General features: G+C 66.3%; 18 protein-coding genes. 11 read left to right on the top strand and 7 right to left on the bottom strand.

Annotated elements, in window-relative coordinates; genetic code table 11:
- Positions 1-11: 11 nt before the first annotated feature.
- On the bottom strand, positions 12-1,199 hold the full coding sequence (locus tag NA2_RS12005; RefSeq protein ID WP_202803243.1) for an MFS transporter: 1,188 nt from the start codon (positions 1,197-1,199) through the stop codon (positions 12-14).
- Complete coding sequence (locus tag NA2_RS12010) at positions 1,114-1,551, bottom strand: MerR family transcriptional regulator (protein ID WP_008597162.1); 438 nt, start codon at positions 1,549-1,551, stop codon at positions 1,114-1,116. The genes NA2_RS12005 and NA2_RS12010 overlap by 86 nt, the downstream gene beginning before the upstream one ends.
- A 395-nt stretch (positions 1,552-1,946) precedes the next feature.
- Between NA2_RS12010 and NA2_RS12015 the strand changes: the two genes are divergently transcribed.
- Positions 1,947-2,606 carry a GntR family transcriptional regulator gene (locus NA2_RS12015; RefSeq protein WP_051011630.1) on the top strand — a complete coding sequence of 220 codons (660 nt, stop codon included), beginning with the start codon at positions 1,947-1,949 and terminating at the stop codon, positions 2,604-2,606.
- 22 nt (positions 2,607-2,628) lie between these two features.
- Here NA2_RS12015 and NA2_RS12020 read toward each other — a convergent pair whose 3' ends face one another.
- The 4 genes from NA2_RS12020 to NA2_RS12035 form a co-directional block, all read right to left on the bottom strand.
- On the bottom strand, positions 2,629-4,032 hold the full coding sequence (locus NA2_RS12020) for an FAD-dependent oxidoreductase (RefSeq protein ID WP_008597166.1): 1,404 nt from the start codon (positions 4,030-4,032) through the stop codon (positions 2,629-2,631).
- A gap of 40 nt (positions 4,033-4,072) precedes the next feature.
- Positions 4,073-5,359, bottom strand: a complete 1,287-nt coding sequence (locus NA2_RS12025; RefSeq protein ID WP_008597168.1) for a TRAP transporter large permease — start codon at positions 5,357-5,359, stop codon at positions 4,073-4,075.
- Positions 5,356-5,850: a TRAP transporter small permease gene (locus tag NA2_RS21285; RefSeq protein ID WP_008597170.1), complete on the bottom strand. Its 495-nt coding sequence runs from the start codon at positions 5,848-5,850 to the stop codon at positions 5,356-5,358. Before NA2_RS21285 ends, NA2_RS12025 begins: the two co-directional genes overlap by 4 nt.
- 67 nt (positions 5,851-5,917) lie before the next feature.
- Positions 5,918-6,904 carry a TRAP transporter substrate-binding protein gene (locus NA2_RS12035; RefSeq protein ID WP_157188217.1) on the bottom strand — a complete coding sequence of 329 codons (987 nt, stop codon included), beginning with the start codon at positions 6,902-6,904 and terminating at the stop codon, positions 5,918-5,920.
- Positions 6,905-7,613: 709 nt separating this feature from the next.
- Between NA2_RS12035 and NA2_RS12040 the strand changes: the two genes are divergently transcribed.
- Genes NA2_RS12040 through NA2_RS12055 form a run of 4 tightly spaced genes read left to right on the top strand, consistent with a single transcriptional unit; the run spans position 7,614 to position 11,097 of the window.
- Positions 7,614-8,813 carry an MFS transporter gene (locus tag NA2_RS12040; RefSeq protein ID WP_008597172.1) on the top strand — a complete coding sequence of 400 codons (1,200 nt, stop codon included), beginning with the start codon at positions 7,614-7,616 and terminating at the stop codon, positions 8,811-8,813.
- Positions 8,810-9,481 (top strand): class I SAM-dependent methyltransferase, encoded by a 672-nt coding sequence (locus tag NA2_RS12045; protein WP_008597173.1) that lies wholly within the window; start codon positions 8,810-8,812, stop codon positions 9,479-9,481. Before NA2_RS12040 ends, NA2_RS12045 begins: the two co-directional genes overlap by 4 nt.
- Positions 9,481-10,524: a saccharopine dehydrogenase family protein gene (locus NA2_RS12050; RefSeq protein ID WP_008597174.1), complete on the top strand. Its 1,044-nt coding sequence runs from the start codon at positions 9,481-9,483 to the stop codon at positions 10,522-10,524. The genes NA2_RS12045 and NA2_RS12050 overlap by 1 nt, the downstream gene beginning before the upstream one ends.
- A 27-nt stretch (positions 10,525-10,551) precedes the next feature.
- Entirely contained in the window at positions 10,552-11,097 is a 546-nt protein-coding gene (locus NA2_RS12055; protein ID WP_008597175.1) for a TetR/AcrR family transcriptional regulator, read from the top strand.
- Here the strand turns inward: NA2_RS12055 and NA2_RS12060 are convergent.
- Entirely contained in the window at positions 11,071-12,021 is a 951-nt protein-coding gene (locus NA2_RS12060; RefSeq protein ID WP_008597176.1) for a LysR family transcriptional regulator, read from the bottom strand. The two genes, NA2_RS12055 and NA2_RS12060, sit on opposite strands and share 27 nt — an antisense overlap.
- A gap of 184 nt (positions 12,022-12,205) precedes the next feature.
- Here NA2_RS12060 and NA2_RS12065 point away from each other — a divergent pair, with 184 nt between their 5' ends.
- From NA2_RS12065 to NA2_RS12090, 6 genes are all read left to right on the top strand, one after another.
- Positions 12,206-14,068 carry an ABC transporter ATP-binding protein gene (locus tag NA2_RS12065; RefSeq protein ID WP_008597177.1) on the top strand — a complete coding sequence of 621 codons (1,863 nt, stop codon included), beginning with the start codon at positions 12,206-12,208 and terminating at the stop codon, positions 14,066-14,068.
- A 43-nt stretch (positions 14,069-14,111) separates the two neighbouring features.
- Positions 14,112-15,644, top strand: a complete 1,533-nt coding sequence (locus tag NA2_RS12070) for an ABC transporter substrate-binding protein (protein WP_008597179.1) — start codon at positions 14,112-14,114, stop codon at positions 15,642-15,644.
- A 57-nt stretch (positions 15,645-15,701) separates the two neighbouring features.
- Complete coding sequence (locus tag NA2_RS12075; protein WP_008597181.1) at positions 15,702-16,622, top strand: ABC transporter permease subunit; 921 nt, start codon at positions 15,702-15,704, stop codon at positions 16,620-16,622.
- A 39-nt stretch (positions 16,623-16,661) separates the two neighbouring features.
- Positions 16,662-17,528 (top strand): ABC transporter permease subunit, encoded by an 867-nt coding sequence (locus NA2_RS12080; RefSeq protein ID WP_244423636.1) that lies wholly within the window; start codon positions 16,662-16,664, stop codon positions 17,526-17,528.
- Positions 17,529-17,536: 8 nt separating this feature from the next.
- Positions 17,537-18,586 carry a P1 family peptidase gene (locus NA2_RS12085; RefSeq protein WP_008597183.1) on the top strand — a complete coding sequence of 350 codons (1,050 nt, stop codon included), beginning with the start codon at positions 17,537-17,539 and terminating at the stop codon, positions 18,584-18,586.
- Positions 18,587-18,667: 81 nt separating this feature from the next.
- Positions 18,668-19,597, top strand: a complete 930-nt coding sequence (locus NA2_RS12090) for an isoaspartyl peptidase/L-asparaginase family protein (protein ID WP_008597184.1) — start codon at positions 18,668-18,670, stop codon at positions 19,595-19,597.
- The last annotated feature ends 12 nt before the right edge of the window (positions 19,598-19,609 follow it).

Raw genomic sequence — 19,609 nt, forward strand, 5'->3', positions numbered from 1 at the left:
CCGCGCCGCGCTCAACCGGCATTCTCCGTCGCGCTGGCCGCGCCGCGCGGCCTGGCCAGCGCCATGACGGATATGGACAGAAGCACGAAGCCGAGCCCGGCGACCCAGAGGCTGCCGCGCAGATAGGCCTCTCCGGCCAGGGCGGCGGATAATGCGACGCCGAGATTCGCCGCGCTGGTGCTGAGGGCCAGCAGGACGCCGCGATGCGTCTGCGAAAGACCTGCGATATGCGCTTCCAGCCCCGGCGCGCCGATCCCTCCGGCAACCGCCCAGACGCCCAGCGCCAGCACGACAGCAAGGAGCGCTGGATCGGGAAGCGCGAACACAACCGCCAGGCAGACGATGACGAGCGCCATGGCCAGCCGCATCGCGCGCCTGCCGCCGCCGATCCGCCTGATCGCGGCCGGCGCCAGCGCGTTTCCGGCGACGGAAAGAACGCCGAACCCCACATAGACGAGGCCGACCTGCTGCGTGTCCAGATACAGGCCGTCGCGCAGCCGCTCGCCGACCAGCGAATAGATTCCAACTGCGCCGCCGAGGCCGAAGAACATTCCGCACAGCGATCCGACCGTGCCGGGCACCAGGAGCCTGCCGCCTCCCGGCCCGGTTCGACGCTGACGTTCCGGCCTCCTTCCATTCCGCAGGACGGCCGGCCCGATCGCACCCACGGCCAGTGCTGCAAGCCCAAGCGCAACGAAGGCTGCGCGCCACGACCACAGTTCGGTCAGATACGCGCCCAGTCCCGGCCCGGCCATCAGGCCGGTCGTCAGTCCGCTCATCACGAAGGCGATGCTCTTGGCCGCTTCCTCGCTCTCGTCCGCCGCGAGCGCGAAGGCGATGGGCAGCATGCCGGCGCTGGCGACGCCGGTGAGGGCGCGGGTCGCGATGCCCCATTCGAAGCTGGAGACGAAGCCCGTCAGGACGGATGCCAAGGCGAACACCGCCGTCGACGGCAGCAGCACGGCCAGGCGCCCGTGCCGGTCGGACAGGAAGCCGAACAGCGGCGCGAGCAGCGCCAGCGGCAGGGCGTAGGCCGTCACGAACAGCGTCACCCTTTCCGGGACGACGCCCAGGTCGTTGCCTATCGGCGTGAGGATCGGTCCGAGCAGAAACTCATCGGCCCCCACGAGAAAGGCGACGAGGAAGAGAAACGGATGCTTGAAGGCGTTCATGAACAGGCTCACTCGCTTGGTTTTCATCACCAAGGGAAGCCTTCAGCGAATCCAGCTGTTCGATCACCGCCTGCCGTGTCTTCGACAGCCCGGCCATCAGCCGGTCGATCTGCTGCAGCTTGTGCGCGAGGCCTGCCACCGCATCGTGACAGGCGCCGGCATTTGCGTCGTCGAGGCAGGGCGCGATCGCCATGATCTCCCGCGTCGAATAGCCGGTCGCGATCAGGTCGCGAATCCGCGCCGCCCGCCTGATGTCGGCCGGCGTGTAGCGCCTGTAGCCGTTGGCGTCGCGGCCCGGGTGGAGCAGCCCTTTGCCCTCGTAGTGCCGCAACGTTCGCGGGCTCACCTGAAGGGCTTTCGCGGCATCCTGGATCAGCATCGTGCTTCCCTTTCGAGCGCTGTTCTAGCCCCTTGACACTAGTGTCAATGTCAAGCCGCAATCCAGATAAAACGGAAGCGCTGCGCCAAGGGCCTGAGGTAAGCGCATGTGCGGATCGGCATTGGCGCGCCGTCATGTGCTCTGATATGGGGAAAACCGGATGCCTGCGCGTGGCATCGACGCCTGCTTGGCCGCCCCGTCACGCAAAAGGGTGTCGCGCGAAGGCATCGGGGCGCCGTGCCACCCGCGTCGCATGTCGACGCTGCGAGCCTCCCGCCGGAGCAGACGCTCGTCCGCTGCGGAGTGCGTCCACGACCTAGACCTTGAAACGAAAAGATGCCACTCTCTCGTCTTGGATCAAGGATCAATAAATTGCGCAACCCCAGCGTTCAGGCATGAAGATCACAGGCAAACGAGCATATTCGAGTGCGGCCGAGTACGCGACCTCGGAGATCCGGCGCATGATCCTGAACGGCGAACTGCCGGCGGGGGAGCGGCTCGAGCAGGAGCAGATCGCCGAACAGCTCGGCATGAGCAGGCTCCCGATACGCCAGGCGCTCGACCGGCTCAAGGAGCAGGGCTTCATCGACATGCTGCCGCACAGGGGCGCAATCGTTTCGCCCCTCACGCTCGAGGACATGGTCGAGCTCTACGCGGCGCGCCAGCGTCTGGAAGCATGGGCGCTGACGGATGCCTGGCCGCACTACACGCCCGATGTCGTCGGTACGCTCAGGGACAGCCTGAGATCGTGCGAGGCGGCGGCGGAGCGCGGAGACCTGGACGATTTCATGGTCGCCAACCGGAACTTCCACCTCCAGACCTACGCGCCGGCGGGCAACCGGCATCTGCAGAGCATCATCGTCAAGCTCTACGACCTCTCCGAGCGCTACCAGCGCACGTCCCTCCAGCAGCCCGGACGCATGCAGCTTTCCAACACCCATCATGCGGACATGCTGAAGGCCATCGAGGATGACAGCCTCGAAGGTCTTCTCGCCGCCGCCGCGCGGCACAACGGCGCGACCCAGCTCTCGGTGGAAAGCAGGATCGACGCCTGAACATCCGGCGGCCGGACTGCCGTCAGTGGGTGCCTTCCAGGACCGCGCCAACTTCCGTCAACCGCCGGCGCAGCTCGACGACATCCGTGTCGCGGACGTCGAAATCCGCGTTCCGCTCGCCGGCCATGGCGGCGGCGATGCCGCAGGCCTGCCCCATCGCCATGCAGCCCCCCATGACGCGCGCCGAGGCATGCGCCTCCCTTTCCGCCGAAAAGCAGCGGCCGGCGACCAGCACGTTCTTCAGCCCTAGCGGCACCAGGCAATCGAACGGAATGTCATAGGACCCGCCGTCCGCCACGGGAATGCGGACCTGGCCCGTTCCTTCCTGGTGGATGTCGATATGGTGGCAGCCCTTGGCGACGCCGTCCGCGCGCTTGCGGCCCGTTCTCACGTCCTGCGAGGTCAGCACATACTCTCCCGCCACGCGGCGCGTTTCGCGGATGCCCATCTTCGGCGCAAGACCGGACAGGGTCGCGCCCTCGAACCCGGGAACGCGCCTTTGCAGGAACGACATGCACTGGTGCACCTGCCCCATCAGGGCGCCCAGCGCGCCGGAAAGCTCGCGCGTGTGCATCGGGTTGTCGAGCGTCACCCGCGTGCTGTTGACGCACACCTCGCGTCGCGCCTCGGAGGTCGGCTGGATCATGATCAGCGCCGTCGGGTAGAGCTCGCCGCTGTCGATGGCCTGGCCCAGCAGGGGGCCGTCCCCCTTGAAGAACACGCAGGGTTGCCCCTGCCGATGGATCTCCTCGACCAGCTCGGCGTCGCTCCGGTTTCCCCGGATCGCCTCGCTCTCCCCGACCGCGACATACTCCGGATGGCTGCGGACGAATTCCAGCAGCGCGGCGGTATCGACGCCCGCCATGCGGAACATCATCGAGACCGGCTGCATGCGCTCCTTTTCGCCGGCGGCGAGGAACGTCCCGCCGCCCGCCGCGCAGATGTCGCCGTCGCCGGAGCAGTCGATGATCGTCCGTGCCGTCAGGAGGTTCCGCCCCGACTTGTTGCGCACCATGACGCCGTCGATCCTGCCGTCATGCATGACGATGTCTTCCGCATAGCTGTGCAGATAGACATCGACGCCCGCCTCGTGGACCAGCTGCGGAACCGCGATCTTCATGATCTCCGGGTCATAGGCGAAATACTGGATGAGCCGCCAGTCGCTGAGCCGGCGCACGAACCCGCCCAGCGCCTCGCAGCGCTGCATCAGCTTGTCCAGCACGCCCCCGGAGATCTGTTCGCCGCGTGCATTGATCGCCCCGTCGATGGTCATGCCGGTCAGCAGCTCGCCGCCGAGCATGCCGCCTGCCTCGATGAGCGCCGTGCGCGCGCCGGCCTCGGCCGCGCTGATCGCAGCCGCCACGCCGGCGCTTCCCGCGCCGACGACGACGACGTCATAGGAGTGATGATCGATCGGACTGGACATGATTGGCAAACCTCGATGTGGATGATGTCTGGGAGCTGGATCAGCCGGCATAGCCGTAGAGACGGGGCAGCAGCAGAACCAGGTCGGGAAGATAGGTCGTCAGCACGAGCGCCAGGATCAGCGCCAGCACATAGGGAAGCGTCGCCCGCGCGATGCGGCCCACCGGCAGCCCCGAGATGTCGGCGACGATGAACAGCGACATGCCGACCGGCGGCGTCACCACGCCGATGGTGAGCGCCAGCACGATGATGATGCCCAGATGGACCGGGTCGATCCCGAGCTGCATCGCTATGGGCAGGAGGATCGGCGTCACGATCACCAGGTTCGCCGACGCGCTCTCGAACATGCCGAGAATGACCAGCACCACCAGGATGATGGCGAGCACCACGGTCGTGTCCTCGCTGATCGAGAGCAGGCCATGGGCGATCGCCTCGGGAACCTGTTCCACCGTCAGCCCCCAGGCGAACGCCTGGGCTGCGGCGAGGATCAACAGGACCACGGCCGAGGAATGCACCGACCGCACAACCGCCTCGGCCAGTTGCCGGACCCGCAGCTCGCGCAGGATGAACCCCAGCGCCGCCACGTACAGAACCGCCGTCACACCGGCTTCCGTTGGGGTGAAATACCCGCTCAATATGCCGCCGACGATGACCAGCGGAGCGGTGATCGGCAGGAGCGCGTTCCAGAAGGCGCGCGCGAGCGTGCGCATGCCCGCCCATTCCTGCACCGGACAGTCTTCCCGCTTGAACAGGACGAGCAGGTAGATGACCGACATCAGGCAGGCGCCCATGGCGAGGCCGGGCAGGATGCCGCCCAGGAACAGGTAGTCGACGCCCACCTCGGCGATGGCCGCATAAAGAACCAGATGGATGCTGGGCGGGATGATCGGGCCGATCGCGGAAGAAGCCGCCGTGATCGCGGCGGCGAACTCCGCCCGGTAGCCGGCCTTCCGCATCGCCTCGATCTCGACCCGGCCGAGCCCCGCCGCATCGGCGGAGGAGGAGCCGGAAATCCCGGAAAAGATGATGCTGGCCACCACGTTCACATGGCCGAGCCCGCCACGGACATGCCCGGCCAGCGCCGAGGCGAAATCGAACAGCCGCCGGGTGATGCCGCCGCTGTTCATCAGCTCGCCCGCCAGAATGTAGAGCGGAACGGCGAGCAGCGTGTAGTTGTAGATGCCGCCGATCAGGGATTGCCCGGCAACCGACAGCGGAATGCCGGAGGACAGGAGATAGAGCACAGCCGCCACCAGGAAGGCGAGCGCCACGGGCGTGCCGAGCGTCATGAACAGCGCGAAACCGCCGAGCAGAAGGGTGAGGCTCATTTCGATACGGCCTCCGTGGAGACGGCACCCCGGCCGCCGATCACCGCCAGCAGCGCCGAGGCGGCGATGGAGAACATGGCCCAGACCACCGGCAGCGAGGTCAGCGCACGCGGCAGGCCCAGGGTCGACAGCGTCTGCTCCCACTGCCTGCCCATCAGCTCGAACAGGGCAAGGCCGGCCAGGACGAGCAGGACGGCCAGCGCCGCGTCGAGCGCCCGGCCGGCGATGTCGGCCAGAAGGGGCGGCATCGCCTCGAGCACGCCCGTTACCCCGACATGCCCGCGCTTCTTGTAGATGGCGCTGGCGCCGATGAAGGTGAGCCAGACCTGAGCCAGAAGGGACAGCTCGCTCGTCCAGATCACCGGAGAATCGAACACCGAGCGCGAGATGACCCCGATGGCGGTCGCAACGACGATGACGACCAGCGCCACGCATGCGACCGCGATTTCAACGCGCTGGATGGCGCGACCGACACTGTTGAAGCTTAGCATTGCGATCCCGTTGCGCGTTCGGTTGCCTGCGTCCTGCCCAATGTCCGGTAAAGGCCCGGGCGGGCCTTCACTGGCGGAGTCCCTGGATCTCCTCGAACAGGCCGGCGCGCCACAGGCCGCGCGTCTCGAAATCCTGGGCGACGGCCCGGGCACGCTCGCCGAAGGGCTCAAGGTCGATGTCGGTCAGCGTCGCGCCCTCGGCAACCATCTTCTCGCGCTGTTCCGTGAACTGGTCCTGGATCAGGGAGGTGTAGAAGTCGCCGGCCTCGACGGCCGCCTGGACCAGCTGGTCCCGTTCTTCGGCCGAGAGCTTCTGGTATGCGCCCTCGTTCATCATGATGTTGAACGGGGCAAGGCCGTGGTTCGTCATCGTGATGTGCGGCGCGACCTGGTAGAATTTCTGCGCGTAGACGGAACTCAACGGCGCTTCCATACCATCGACAATGCCTGTCTTGAGCGCGAGGAAAGCTTCCGCGAAAGGGATGATCGTCGGCTTGGCGCCGAAGGCCGACCAGGTGCTGATGAAGGACTCGATGTCCGGCATCCGAAGCTTCTTGCCGTTGACGTCATCGATCGAGCCGACGGCGTCGCGTGTCAAAAGGACGCGCGGCAGGCGGTACCAGTTGTCGGCCAGGATACGCACATCCTTCTGGGCAAGCATCTCGTCGCGCATGGCCGCATAGGTGCCCGACGCCTGGAACGCCTTGAGGTGATCGAGGTTCTCGAACACGAAAGGCATGGAGAGGACGGCGAAGTCCTTCACCAGATGCTGGTTCCAGTCGGCCACATTGGCGAACATGTCGATGGCGCCGGTGTTGATCATGTCGATCATCGAGCGCTCGTCACCCAGCTGCCCGGCCGGGTACACGGTGACGGTGACGCTGCCCCCGGACTTCTCGGATGCAAGCTCCGCGAAGCGTTCCAGCGCCTGGACCTCGAAGCTGTTCGGCGCATGAACACCGCCCAGCTTCAGCGCAGCGGCGTTGACTGCCGGGGCCATCATTGCGGAAGCGGCGAGAACCATCGCTCCCAGCCAGTTTGAATTGATCCTCACGTCCATCCTCCCAACAAGCTGAATCAAAATCTCTGCGACAAAAGATCATGGATCAATGATCCATGTCAAGCGGAAGCAGTCGCCCCTTTGGGGCGGCCGGAAGTCGCCGCTCCTCGGCCTGGAGCGCCGAACCATGCTTTTGAGCCGGAAACGGCGCACGGTTCCCGGAGTTTCCCTATGGTCGCGAGCCGGACAGGAAACTCCGGCCGGGAGTGACCCGCCTCGTCAGATGATTGCCGACCGCGCCCCTGTTCAGCACGGGTCCCAGCCCCGGTATCGAGCCGACCATCCGCAAGCGCCAGCGCGCCGCCGCCTGACGATCCCCCCGCCGCCGCTCCCTGTTGCCGCCTGGGCGCATGGTTGCAAGACCCTCGGGAACGAAGCCATGCTTCCTCTACCGTCACGGTCCCGCCCACCCAGCATGACGCGACCACGGACCGCATGCGCGACAAACATGATAATTCTAATCAGCTATTGCGCAGGGCAGGATCCGGTGCTAACCGATTGGTTGGTAACATACCAATATCTCGGAGATGACGATGGGAGTTCGGAGCAGGCTGGCGTCTGAAGGCGGCCGGCAAAGACGGGTGGCGAACCCGTTCGGTATCCGCGGGATGACATGCGTCACCAGCTCGTCTCCGATGCGCGTGCCTCCCCCGGCGCAGACCTGCTGCGCCCGCCGTTTCGGCGAAACCCGGGTCCGCTTCTGATGACCCGGGAAAAAAGCTTCCGCATCGAAGCGCTGCCGCTGCTGGGCGCGCTCGCCGCCAACGCAGCGGCGCAATCCTTCATTCTGGTCGTGCTGCCCCCGCTTGGCCGCGACCTCGGCTTCTCGCCGATGGAAACGGGGCTTCTGCTCGGCCTGACGGCGCTTGTTCTGCTCATATCGGCTCCGGTCTGGGGCCATGTGAGCGAGACGCGCGGCCGCCGCTTCGTGCTGCTGGCGGGACTTGCCGGCGCGGCGCTCGGCCCGGCCCTGATGGCGGCCGTGATCGCACTCCGGCTCGACGGCGCCCTCGACCAGCTGCCGGCATTCGCCTTGCTGTTTGCGGCGAGGACGGGACAATCCCTCCTCGCTGGCGGCCTGCTGCCCGCCGCCCAGGCCTGGATGTCGGACCGCACGACGCAGGAGCGCCGCGCCGAAGGCATGGGGCTTCTCGGCGCATCCTATGGGATCGGCGGCATCGCCGGCGCGGGCGTCGCCTACGCTCTGGGCGGGACCGCGCCGACCCTGGCACTGGCCGGGCTCGCCGCGACCGTCCTCGTCGGCTTCGTTCTGGTCCGGCGCTCGGTTTTCGACCGCAGGCGCGAGGACGCGACCCCCGGCATGCCCGCAAGGATCCTTCCGCTCCTGCGTCTGGTCTGGCCCTTCCTGTGCGTGACGTTCCTGGGCGTCGCCGTCTACGGCGTCGCGCAGCATGTCACCGCATTGCGGCTCGAAGACAGCTTCGGCTTCGCCCGCACCGACGCGATCTCGCGGGCAGGCGGCGCGCTGATGGGCGCCGCCCTGGTCATGGCGCTCGTCCAGACCTACGGACTGCGACGGCTGAGGCTCCCGCCGCGCCGGCTTGCCCTGCTTGGTGCCGGCGTCGCAGGGGCAGCGATGACGGGCATGGTTCTGGCGACCGATGCGCTTGTCCTCACCATCGCCTTGCTGGCGATGGGCGCAGCGCTCGGACTGCTGCTGCCGGGCAATCTCGCGCAGCTCAGCCTGACCGCCGGACAGCGGGCGCAAGGCCGCGCCGCCGGCGTCAACGCCGTGGCGCAGGGACTCGGAATGGCCGCGGGGCCGATCGCTGGCGCAGCTCTGCATCGCTTGTCGCCGGTCGCTCCTTCGCTCGCGGCAGCCGGCATGATGGCAACCGCCGCACTCGTGATACTGACCACCCGCAGGGAGAATGGCCGATGACCGCGTTTCCGGACCAGGCGGCGCTGGACTACGACAAGAGGATCCTGCGGCTGGTGCCCGGCTACCGGGTGGCCCTCGACCTGATGGCCTGCCAACTGGCGAGCAGGACAACCGGCGAGCCCCGCATCCTCGTGCCGGGCTGCGGCACCGGGGCAGAGATCATCGCGCTGGCGCGGCATCTCCCCGACGCCCGCTTCACGGGGTTCGATCCTTCGGAAGGAATGCTCGGCGTTGCGCGGGCACGCACGGCGGCAGCGGGCATCGGGGAGCGAACCGCGCTCACGCACGGCATGCTGCACGACCTCCCCGACGAGCCCCATCACGATGCGGCGACCGTCTCGCTCGTGCTGCATTTCCTGCCTGACGACGGAACCAAGCTGACATTCCTGACCGGCATCGCGCGCCGTCTGGTTCCCGGCGCTCCGCTCCTGCTCTTCGATGCAATCGACAGGAACGGCGACGACGATACGCTGCGCATCTGGCTGCAGTCGCAGGGGCATGACGCGGAAACGGTCGAATCCGTGCTCCGGCGCATGCGCGGGCAATGGTACCGGACGACAGCGGAACGCCTGGACCAGCTGCTCGCCGATGCGGGTTTCGGCGAGGCAAGGACCTGGTTTCGGGCGTGCGGCTTTCACGGTGTTTGTGCGGAACGGAGGCAGGCCTGATGAGCGGCAAGGACGGAATCCTCATCGTCGGTGGCTATGGCCATGTCGGGCTGGACATCGCCACCCGGCTTTCGCGCCCGCAGTTCCCACCCGTCAGGCTGGCGGGGCGGAATGCCGCGAAGGCACGCGAGGCGGCGGCATCCCTCGGCTGCGGCGGCGTCCACATCGATCTCGAGGATCAGACGACCTGGGACCACGCGCTCGAGGGGATCAACGTCGTGGTGGTCTGCATCGACCAGGACGACGCCCGCTTCCCGGCCCATTTCCTGGCAAGGGGCATGGCCTATGTCGACATCACCGCAAGCGATCCCTTCTTCCGGGAGGTCGAAGCGCTTGATGAGCTCGCCCGGGAAAAAGGCGGCAGCGCGATCCTGTCCGTCGGCCTCGCGCCCGGCCTGACCAACCTCCTGGTCAAGGCATGCGCCGACGGTCTGGAGCACCCAATGCGGGCGCGTATCGGCATCATGCTCGGCCTCGGCGACGCGCATGGACCCGCCGCGATCGCCTGGACGCTGGAACAGTTCCGCTCCTTCCGCGGAAGAGCCATGCCGGTGGAAACGATGCCCTTCGGCGCGCCGCCGCGGAACCATCCGGCAATTCCCTTCGATTTCGCTGACCAGCATGTGGTGCGCCGCACCCTTGGCCTGACCGCGGCGAGCACCCTGCTGACGTTCGACTCGCCTCTTCTTGCCCGCCTGACGTTTCCCCTACTGAGGTTCATCGCCGCGACCCCGTGGCTGAGCAGGTTCGCCGCGAAGGCCATGCTCCGCTTTCGCGTCGGGTCCGATCGCGCCGCTCTCGCCGTCGAGGTGCAGGGACGCGACGGATCGCAGCGGGCGCAGCTTGAGGGACGCAAGGAGGCGCGGATCACCGCGCTGGTCACCGCACTCGCGGTCGAGCACATCCTTCGCACTGGCGCTCCGGCCGGCGTGCGTCATATAGAACAGGTCCTGTCGATCGAAACCCTGGCCCCGGCTCTTCGCGAGCATGGCGTCGTGCTTCGCCTGCCGGACCGTCCGGCGCCCGGGAACGGAGCGGGATAGAAGAACGCGCATTCGGGAGTCCTGATCTTGCCCAGCCAGCAGAAGAACACCCGCCAGCTGATCCTCGACACCGCGCTCGACATCGTCGAGACGGAAGGGATGAAGGCGCTGACGCAGCCGAGGATCGCCAGGCTCTCCGGAATCCGCCAGTCGCATCTGACCTACTACTTCCCCCGCAAGGCGGAGCTCTATCTGGCGCTGCTCGACGCCTCGCATGAGCGGGCCGAACGCACCGGCGGCGGGGAACCCCCGACGCTGGAGGCGATGCTCGCCACCCTGTTCTTCGAACCGGAGCGGATGCGCTTCTTTCTATCGATCCTGCTGGAAGTGGGCGGCGACCCGGATCTGCTGCCGGTCATGCGCGACCATGCCGCGGGGCTGGCCGCCGAGATCGCGGCGCGGCTTGGCCGCGGGCCGGACGATCCGGACATCCTCGCCTTCGTGGACGAATTGCGCGGCTTTGCCCTGCGGGCGCTGATGTCTCCGGAGCTGGCGAGGGACGGGCTTGGGCAGTTGCGCACCCTTGCAGGCAAGCATGGCCTGACCCTAGATCCGCCTTCCGGCGACCCCTGATTCCTCCGCGAAGATCCGGGCCTGCTGGTCGAGCGCCGCCCACAGCTTGCGGACGGAAGAACGCCGCGTTTCACGCAGCGAGAACAGCCTCACTTCCAGGCTGACCTGCCATTCGGGGCCGCCGACGCCGATCAGTTCACCCCGGTCGAGCGCGTCCCGGGCGCAGCTCTCCGGCAGCAGCGTCATCGCCCTGTAGCGCAGCGCCATGCGTTTCAGCACCTCCGAAGTGGGGCTTTCTCCCAACCGTCGAAAGACGACCGGCGTCGCCCTGTTTCTCCGCAGCAGGAGCTGCTCCACACCGGCGAAATAGCCGTCGGGAGAGTACCCCATGAAGGGGAAACCCTGCGCCTCGTCCGGCGACGCCGGATCGTAGAGCGCCGTTCCGTCTTCCATCGTCGGCGACACCAGCAGCATGGGTTCGAAGGTCAGGACCCTCGAATCGAAGCGCGAAGCCTCGAACAGGAGCGGCACGTCGCTATGCGCATATTGCAGCACCAGGTCGATCTCGCCCTCGGCCAGGTGATGCACCATGTCGTGGAAGTTCTGGGTGAAGATATGCGTCGTGAAATGCCCGGTAAGAGGTTCCAGCCCGTGCAGCCAGTCCGGGATGAAGTTGAGGTTCAGCGTGGTCGCCGCGGCTATGCGCAGGTCGGGCCGGTTCACGTGGACGCTCTGCTGAAACTGCGCGCGGTCCGCATAAAGCGAGGAAACGATGCTCTCGGCCGTCTCGCGAAAGGCGCGCCCCTCGTCCGTCAGCGTCACCGGATAGGTGCGCCGGTCGAAGAGCGCGACCCCCAGCCAGCTCTCCAGCGCCCTGATGCGGCGGCTGAAGGCGGGCTGGGTAACGTTCCGCTCTTCCGAGGCGCGCGAGAAATTGCGCGTCTGGGCGAGCGTCAGGAAGTCTTCCAGCCATTTGGTTTCCATGGTCCGGAAAGCACCATGCCAGCATGAAACAGACAAGCATCAAATTATGCCGAATCGGCATAGTCCATGCGAAAATGGCGTTGGCCACCTTCCTTCCCGACGGTTTCACTGGCGGCACGGCGCGGCAACAAGCGCTGCGGTATTCGGGAGAGGGAACGGCGTACGGGTGGAAGCACAGTCCAACATGGCGGCGGCGAACGTTCTCGAACTCGCCGGCCTCGACATCTCATTCGGCCACGGCGACTACACGTTCAACGCCGTTCGCAGCCTGTCGCTGGAGGTAAAGCGCGGCGAAACAGTGGCGATCGTCGGCGAATCGGGATCCGGAAAATCCGTCAGCGCGCTGTCGATCATGCGCCTGGTGGAATTCGGTGGCGGCCGGATCGAGGGCGGCAGGATTCGCTTCCGCCGGCGCGACGGACGCGAAATCGACCTGGCGTCGCTCGATCCGGAAGAGGCGCGGCGCATTCGCGGCAACGAGATCGCCATGATCTTCCAGGAGCCGATGACCTCGCTCAATCCGGTCTTCACCATCGGCGACCAGATTGTCGAAGCCATTGTGACGCATCAGAAGAAAAGCCGGCGCGAGGCGGCGAAGATCGCGCTGGACATGCTCCAGCGCGTCCGCATCCCCGATGCCGCGCAGGTGATGAAGCGGCACCCTCATCAGCTGTCGGGTGGCATGCGCCAGCGCGTCATGATCGCGATGGCCCTGTCCTGCAAGCCGCAGCTTCTGATCGCCGACGAACCGACCACGGCGCTCGACGTCACGATCCAGGCGCAGATCCTGCGGCTGATCCGCGAGTTGCAGCAGGAACAATCCATGTCGGTCGTGTTCATCACGCATGACATGGGCGTCGTTGCGGAAGTGGCCGACCGGGTGGTGGTCATGTATCGCGGCGAGAAGGTGGAGGAAGGCGACGTCGAGACGGTCTTCCGCTCGCCCAGCCATCCCTATACGAAAGCGCTTCTGAAGGCGGTTCCCCATCTGGGGGCGATGCGCGGCACCAGCGCCCCGGCGCCCTTCCCGGTGCCGGGCAAGAGCGACGAGGCTCCGGCTGCGCCTGCCGCTCCGGCGGCGCCCATCGCCTATGACAGCGAACCGCTCCTTTCCGTTCGCGGCCTGACGACCCGTTTCGACATCGGCGAAGGCCTGTTCGGCCGCATTACGAAACGCGTTCACGCGGTCGAAGGCCTGAACCTCGACATCTGGCCGGGCGAGACCCTGGGTCTTGTCGGGGAATCGGGATGCGGAAAATCCACCACGGGCCGCTCGATCCTGCGTCTGGTGGAAGCCGAGGCGACGAAGCTGCGCTTCGACGGCGAAGACCTGACCCGCCTGTCGAAGAGCGACCTCCAGAAGCTGCGCCGTCGCATCCAGTTCGTGTTCCAGGACCCCTATGCGTCGCTCAATCCCCGGCTGACCGTCGGATACTCCATCTCCGAGCCGATGCTGCTGCATGGGCTGGAGGACCGGCGCAATGCCTTCGACAAGGCCGTCTGGCTGCTCGAGCAGGTCGGGCTCCAGGCCGACCATGCGAACCGCTATCCGCATGCCTTTTCCGGCGGCCAGCGGCAGCGCATCGCCATTGCACGCGCGCTCGGCACCGATCCGAAGCTGATCATCGCCGACGAGGCGGTTTCCGCGCTCGACGTTTCGGTCCAGGCGCAGGTGATCAACCTGCTGATGGATCTTCAGGCGCGTTTCGGCCTCGCCTATCTGTTCATCTCGCACGACATGGCCGTCGTGGAGCGGATCAGCCACCGCGTCGCGGTCATGTATCTGGGGCAGGTCGTCGAGACCGGACCGCGCGCTTCCGTGTTCGAGGATCCGCGGCATCCCTACACCAGGCGGCTCATGTCGGCGGCCCCGGTGCCGGACCCGCAGAAGCGGATCACCGACCGGCCGCTGATTACCGGCGAGGTGCCGAGCCCCGTCCATCCGATCGGCAATCCGCCGGCCATCAACGAGATGCTCGAAGTCGGGCCACGGCACTTCGTGGCGCGCGAGGAGAACGGCGGGCGGCCAGCGCACCGCGCCGCATGAGACACCCCTTTGAGAAACACGATCAACCTGGGAGGAAGATGACATGAACGTATTGAAACGCGCCGCTTTCGGCGCCGCGCTTCTGGCAGGCACCGCCTTTGCCATGCCCGCCATGGCGGCGGACCTCGGCATCGCGATGGACCAGATCTTTCAGAAGATGGATCCCCACAATTCCAACTACAATGTCGACTACGTGGCCGCGAGCGGTGTCGTCGAGCGCCTGATCGGGTTCGACCAGAACATGAAGCTCGTTCCACAGCTCGCCACGAGCTGGGAAGGCAGCGACGACGCCAAGACCTTCACCTTCAAGCTGCGCGAGGGCGTCACGTTCCATGATGGAACCCCGTTCGACGCAGCGGCGGTAAAGGCCAATTTCGACCGGCTGGCGGACCAGTCGCAGAACCTCGCCAAGAACAGCCTGTTCAAGGTGGTGGAGAGCGTCGAGACGCCGGACGACTTCACGGTCGTCCTGAAGCTGAAGGAGCCGTTCGGCGCCATGATCAACACGGTGGCGCATCCCTCCGTCGTCATCCACAGCCCCAAGGCGCTCGCGGAACTCGGCACCGGCGTCGAGAAGAAGCTGGTGGGCACCGGTCCGTTCAAGTTCAAGGAATGGGTTCCCGGCGAGCGGCTGGTCCTTGAAAAGAACGAGAACTACTGGGACAGCGGCTGGCCGAAGGTCGACAAGGTGACCTTCTTCCCCGTGACCGAGAGCGCGACCCGCGCGTCGATGCTCCTATCCGACGAAGTGCAGTTCGTTCATATCCTGCCGGCCGAGCTGTCCGAAAGGGTTCAGTCTTCCGGCGGCTACGAGGTGCTCGAGGTTCCCGGCATCACCGTCTGGACGGCATCGCTGAACATGCTCAAGGAGCATTTCAAGGATGAGCGCGTCCGGCGCGCCTTCAACCTTGCCGTCGACCAGCAGGCCTTTGTCGACGTGGTCTATTCCGGCCACGGCATCGTGCCGGATTCGCCGATCGCCCCCGACACCCGCTTCTACGAAGCCCAGGAGCCCCTGAAGACCGATGTCGAGGAAGCCCGCCGCCTGATGAAGGAAGCGGGTTACGAGGACGGGTTCGAGATCGAGATCTGGGGAACCAACAGCTCCACCGGCGTGCGCATGCTGCAGTTCCTTCAGCAGCAGCTCTCGCAGATCAACGTGCGTGCCAAGATCGTTCCGATGGAAGGCGCGACCCGGTCCGAGAAGGTCTTCTCGTCCATGGTGCCCGAGGAATCCACCTTCGACATGCTGATGGGGGGCTGGTCGCCCTCGACCGGCGACGCCGACTGGCATCTGCGTCCGGTCTACGCGACGGAAGGCTGGATCCCCAAGATCTACAACATGGCGTTCTACTCCAACGAGACCGTGGACAAGGCCATCCAGGACGCGCTCAATACGGCCGATCCCGAGAAGCGCCAGGCCGCCTACTCCATCGCCCAGAAGCAGATCTGGAAGGACAATCCCGTCGTCTGGCTCGCCATCGAGAACAAGATGGCAGGTCGCAAGAAGGGGCTGAGCGGGGTGTTCCAGATGCCTGACGGCACCATGCAGTACAGCAAGGCCGCCTTCGAATAAGAACGCTCTTCACGCCGGCCCGGCATGTCCTGCCGGGCCGGCCTCGGGATAATGTCGATGCTGCACTATTTCCTGCGCAGACTGGCCGCGCTCGTGCCGGTACTGTTTCTGATCTCGATCTTCGTCTTTCTCTTCATCCACGCTTTGCCGGGTGATCCCGCACGGCTGCTCGCTGGCGAAGCGGCGACGCAGGAAGAGGTGGAGTCCGTCCGCAAGGCGCTCAAGCTCGACCGCCCGCTTCTCACGCAATATGTGGACTTCCTGAAGAACCTGGCGACCGGCGATCTGGGAACCTCCCTGCGCACCGGGGAGCCCGTCTCCGCCATGATCGCGCGCGCCTTCATGCCGACTTTCTGGCTTTCGGTCTGCGCGCTCGCCTGGTCGCTCCTGTTCGGGCTCGTGGCCGGCGTGATCTCGGCCGTCCGGCGCGGCAGCCCCGGCGATCATGCGGGAATGTTCCTGTCGGTCTCCGGCATATCGATGCCGAATTTCTGGCTTGGCCTGCTTTTGATGCAGTTCTTCTCGGTCAATCTCGGTTGGGTCGGCACCAGCGGCTTCGATGAACCCTCCGACCTGATCCTGCCTTCGATAACGCTCGGCGCGGGCGTCGCCGCCGTGATGGCGCGCTTCACGCGCTCGGCGGTCATCGACGTCGCCCGCGAGGACTTCATCCGCACCGCGCGCGCCAAGGGACTTCGCGAGAAGGTGGTCATCTGGAAGCATGCCCTGCGCAACGCCCTCATTCCGGTCGTCACCATGGCCGGCCTGCAGTTCGGCTTCCTGCTGGGCGGCTCCATCGTCGTCGAGAAGGTGTTCCGCTGGCCGGGGCTGGGCTCGCTGCTCCTCGATGCGATCAACTTCCGCGACTACGCCGTGGTGCAGGCCGAGATCATGCTCTTCTCGCTGCAATTCCTCCTGATCAATCTGGCGGTCGACATGCTTTACGGCTTCATCAACCCCGCCATCCGCTACAAATAGGTTTCGGCAATGGCTCTCGCTTCCGACACATCGCCCGTCGTGCCGAAAGAGAAAACGGCACGATCGCCCTTCAGCGAGTTTCGGCGCCGCTTCGTGACGCGCCGCGCCGCGCTGGCGTCCGGGTTCTTTCTCCTGCTCATGCTGGCGATGGCGCTGATCGCCCCGTGGATCCTTCCTTTCGGTCCGGACGAGTTCGACTACCGCAACACACTCTCCGGTCCTTCGGCCCTGCACTGGGCCGGCACCGACGAGTTCGGACGCGACATCTTCGCGCGCATCCTGAACGGCGCGAAACTGTCCATGTTCATCGGCTTCCTCTCGGTCACGATCGGTGCGGTGATCGGCGTCGTCGCCGGTCTTCTCGCCGGCTATTACGGCGGCTGGCTCGATTCCATCGTGATGCGCATCTCCGACGTCCTGTTCGCCTTTCCCGGCATCCTGCTCGCCATCGGCATCGTCGCGATCCTGGGGGCCGGGCTGACCAACGTCATCATCGCCGTGGCGGTGTTCAGCGTCCCGGCTTTTGCCCGCATCGTCCGTTCCGGAACGCTCGGCCTGAAGGAAACGACCTATGTGGAGGCCGCCCGCGCGGCCGGCGCGCCCAACGCCATCATCATGTTCAGGCATATCCTGCCCGGCGTGCTGGGCGCGGTGATCGTCTACTTCACCATGCGCATCGGCACCTCCATCCTGACGGCGACCAGCCTTTCCTTCATCGGCCTCGGCGTCGAGCCCTCGGTGGCCGAGTGGGGGGCGATGCTTTCCACCGGCCGGGAATATATGCTGGCCGGAAAATGGCACCTGACCTTCTTCCCCGGTCTGGCGATCTTCCTGACGGTGCTCTGCTTCAACATACTGGGGGACGGGCTGCGGGATGCGCTCGACCCGAAACTGGACGATAACTGAGTCAATTCATGCGAAACACATATCTGCGAGAGGGCTGGTGGCAGATACCGACCGGCCCCGCCAACACGATTTGCGATGTCCCCGGCGTCACCGTCGGCCACGCGGCCCTGCACGAACAGGGAGCCTGCACCGGGGTGACGGCGATCCTGCCGCATGGCGGCGATCTCTACCGCAGGCCCGTCCCGGCCGCCGCATCGATCCTCAACGGCTTCGGCAAGAGCCTTGGCCTCGTCCAGCTCATGGAGCTTGGCGAGATCGAGACGCCGATCCTGCTGACCAACACGTTCGGCGTGCCGGCCTGCGCCACGGCGCTGATCAGGGACGCGATCGCGAAGAACCCCGGCATCGGCAGGAAGTCGGCGACGGTCAACCCGCTGGTGCTGGAATGCAATGACGGCCAGGTCAACGACATCCAGGCCCTGCATGTGGACGAGGCCCTGGCCCGCGAGGCGCTCGCGAACACCGGCACGGCCTTCGGGCAGGGCACCGTCGGCGCCGGCAGCGGAATGAAGACATTCGGCTTCTCCGGCGGCGTCGGCTCCGCATCGCGCGGGATCGCCCTGAAGGAGGGAGCGCATTTCACGCTGGGCGCGCTCGTTCTCTCCAACTTCGGACAGCAGTCCGACATGCGCGTCTTCGGCGACCCTGTCGCCCTGCGCAAACCCGAGACGCCGGAGGACGAGGACAAGGGCTCGATCATCATCATCCTGGCCACCGACGCGCCGATGGAATCGCGCCAGCTGCGCAGGCTTTGCCAGCGCGGCGGCGCGGCCCTCGGCCGGCTCGGCAGCTATTTCGGGCATCAGAGCGGCGACATCGCCGTCGCCTTCTCCACCGCCAACGCGTTCGACCGCGACACGGCCGACACGCACCCGGCGTCACGCCTCTGCGAGAGCCGCATGAACGCCTTCTTCAAGGCCGCCGTGGAGGCGACCGAGGAAGCGATCCTGAACGCCCTCTGGCACGCCGAGCCGCATCGCGGCTATGACGGCAGCCTTCTCCCCTCCTTCCGCGAGACCATGTCGAGCCATGTGAAGGCACATGCGCATCCGGCATAGCCTGGGCCGAAACGGCATTGGTCCTTCCGTGCCGGCCACCCTCATAAAGGGTCGCAACGATCGCAGCCATCGAGGTTTGAGATGAACAACACGCCTTGGGCGCTGGCCCTGCACGGCGGCGCCGGTACCATCCTGCGCAGCAAGCTCACAAAGCAGGAGGAGGCCCGCTTCCGCGAGGGGCTGGCCGACGCGCTGCGCGCCGGAACCGCCGTCCTTGAAAAGGGTGGCGCGGCCATCGACGCCGTGGAGCGCACCGTGATCGCGCTCGAGGAGAACCCGATGTTCAACGCCGGGCGCGGCTCCGTTCTGACGTCGGAGGGCGGCATCGAGATGGACGCCGCGATCATGGACGGCCGCAATCTCGATGCCGGGGCCGTGATCGGGCTGAACACGGTCCGGAACCCGATCAGCCTCGCCCGACTGGTGATGGAGAAGAACGACCATGTCGTGCTGGCGGGCAAGGGCGCGGAAGCCTTCGCGCGGGAGCGCGGCCTTCAGTCGATGCCGACCGACTGGTTCGTCACCGAGCGCCGCCGCAACCAGCTCGAGGAGGCGCGGAAGACGCAGGCTGTTTCGCTCGACCACAATGATGGAAAATACGGCACGGTCGGCGCCGTCGCGCGGGACATGGGCGGCAATCTCGCGGCCGCAACATCGACCGGCGGGATGACCAACAAGGCGCCCGGCCGCGTCGGCGACGCCCCGCTGATCGGCGCGGGAACCTATGCCAGCAATCGTGGCTGCGCGGTGTCGGCCACCGGGCATGGCGAGATGTTCATCCGCCTGACGGTCGCGCGCGACATCGCCGCCATGATGGAGTATCTCGGCCTCGATCTCGAGGAAGCCGTTCGCCGCAAGGTGCACGACGAGCTGCCGGCGCTCGAAGGGGCCGGGGGCCTGATCGCGGTCGGCCCCGAAGGCCTCCCGGTCCTCAGCTTCAACACGCCGGGAATGTACCGCGCCAGCCGGTGCGCCGGAGAAAGCGAGCAGATCGCGATCTTCGAGGCCTGACGCATTCGCCGT

The organism is Nitratireductor pacificus pht-3B, from assembly GCF_000300335.1.
Taxonomy (GTDB): Bacteria; Pseudomonadota; Alphaproteobacteria; order Rhizobiales; family Rhizobiaceae; genus Nitratireductor; species Nitratireductor pacificus.

Coding starts and splice junctions, on each gene's coding strand:
- NA2_RS12005 (WP_202803243.1), bottom strand. CDS start 1,199: ATGAAAACCAAGCGAGTGAGCCTGTTCATGAACGCCTTCAAGCATCCG.
- NA2_RS12010 (WP_008597162.1), bottom strand. CDS start 1,551: ATGCTGATCCAGGATGCCGCGAAAGCCCTTCAGGTGAGCCCGCGAACG.
- NA2_RS12015 (WP_051011630.1), top strand. CDS start 1,947: ATGAAGATCACAGGCAAACGAGCATATTCGAGTGCGGCCGAGTACGCG.
- NA2_RS12020 (WP_008597166.1), bottom strand. CDS start 4,032: ATGTCCAGTCCGATCGATCATCACTCCTATGACGTCGTCGTCGTCGGC.
- NA2_RS12025 (WP_008597168.1), bottom strand. CDS start 5,359: ATGAGCCTCACCCTTCTGCTCGGCGGTTTCGCGCTGTTCATGACGCTC.
- NA2_RS21285 (WP_008597170.1), bottom strand. CDS start 5,850: ATGCTAAGCTTCAACAGTGTCGGTCGCGCCATCCAGCGCGTTGAAATC.
- NA2_RS12040 (WP_008597172.1), top strand. CDS start 7,614: ATGACCCGGGAAAAAAGCTTCCGCATCGAAGCGCTGCCGCTGCTGGGC.
- NA2_RS12045 (WP_008597173.1), top strand. CDS start 8,810: ATGACCGCGTTTCCGGACCAGGCGGCGCTGGACTACGACAAGAGGATC.
- NA2_RS12050 (WP_008597174.1), top strand. CDS start 9,481: ATGAGCGGCAAGGACGGAATCCTCATCGTCGGTGGCTATGGCCATGTC.
- NA2_RS12060 (WP_008597176.1), bottom strand. CDS start 12,021: ATGGAAACCAAATGGCTGGAAGACTTCCTGACGCTCGCCCAGACGCGC.
- NA2_RS12065 (WP_008597177.1), top strand. CDS start 12,206: ATGGCGGCGGCGAACGTTCTCGAACTCGCCGGCCTCGACATCTCATTC.
- NA2_RS12070 (WP_008597179.1), top strand. CDS start 14,112: ATGAACGTATTGAAACGCGCCGCTTTCGGCGCCGCGCTTCTGGCAGGC.
- NA2_RS12075 (WP_008597181.1), top strand. CDS start 15,702: ATGCTGCACTATTTCCTGCGCAGACTGGCCGCGCTCGTGCCGGTACTG.
- NA2_RS12085 (WP_008597183.1), top strand. CDS start 17,537: ATGCGAAACACATATCTGCGAGAGGGCTGGTGGCAGATACCGACCGGC.
- NA2_RS12090 (WP_008597184.1), top strand. CDS start 18,668: ATGAACAACACGCCTTGGGCGCTGGCCCTGCACGGCGGCGCCGGTACC.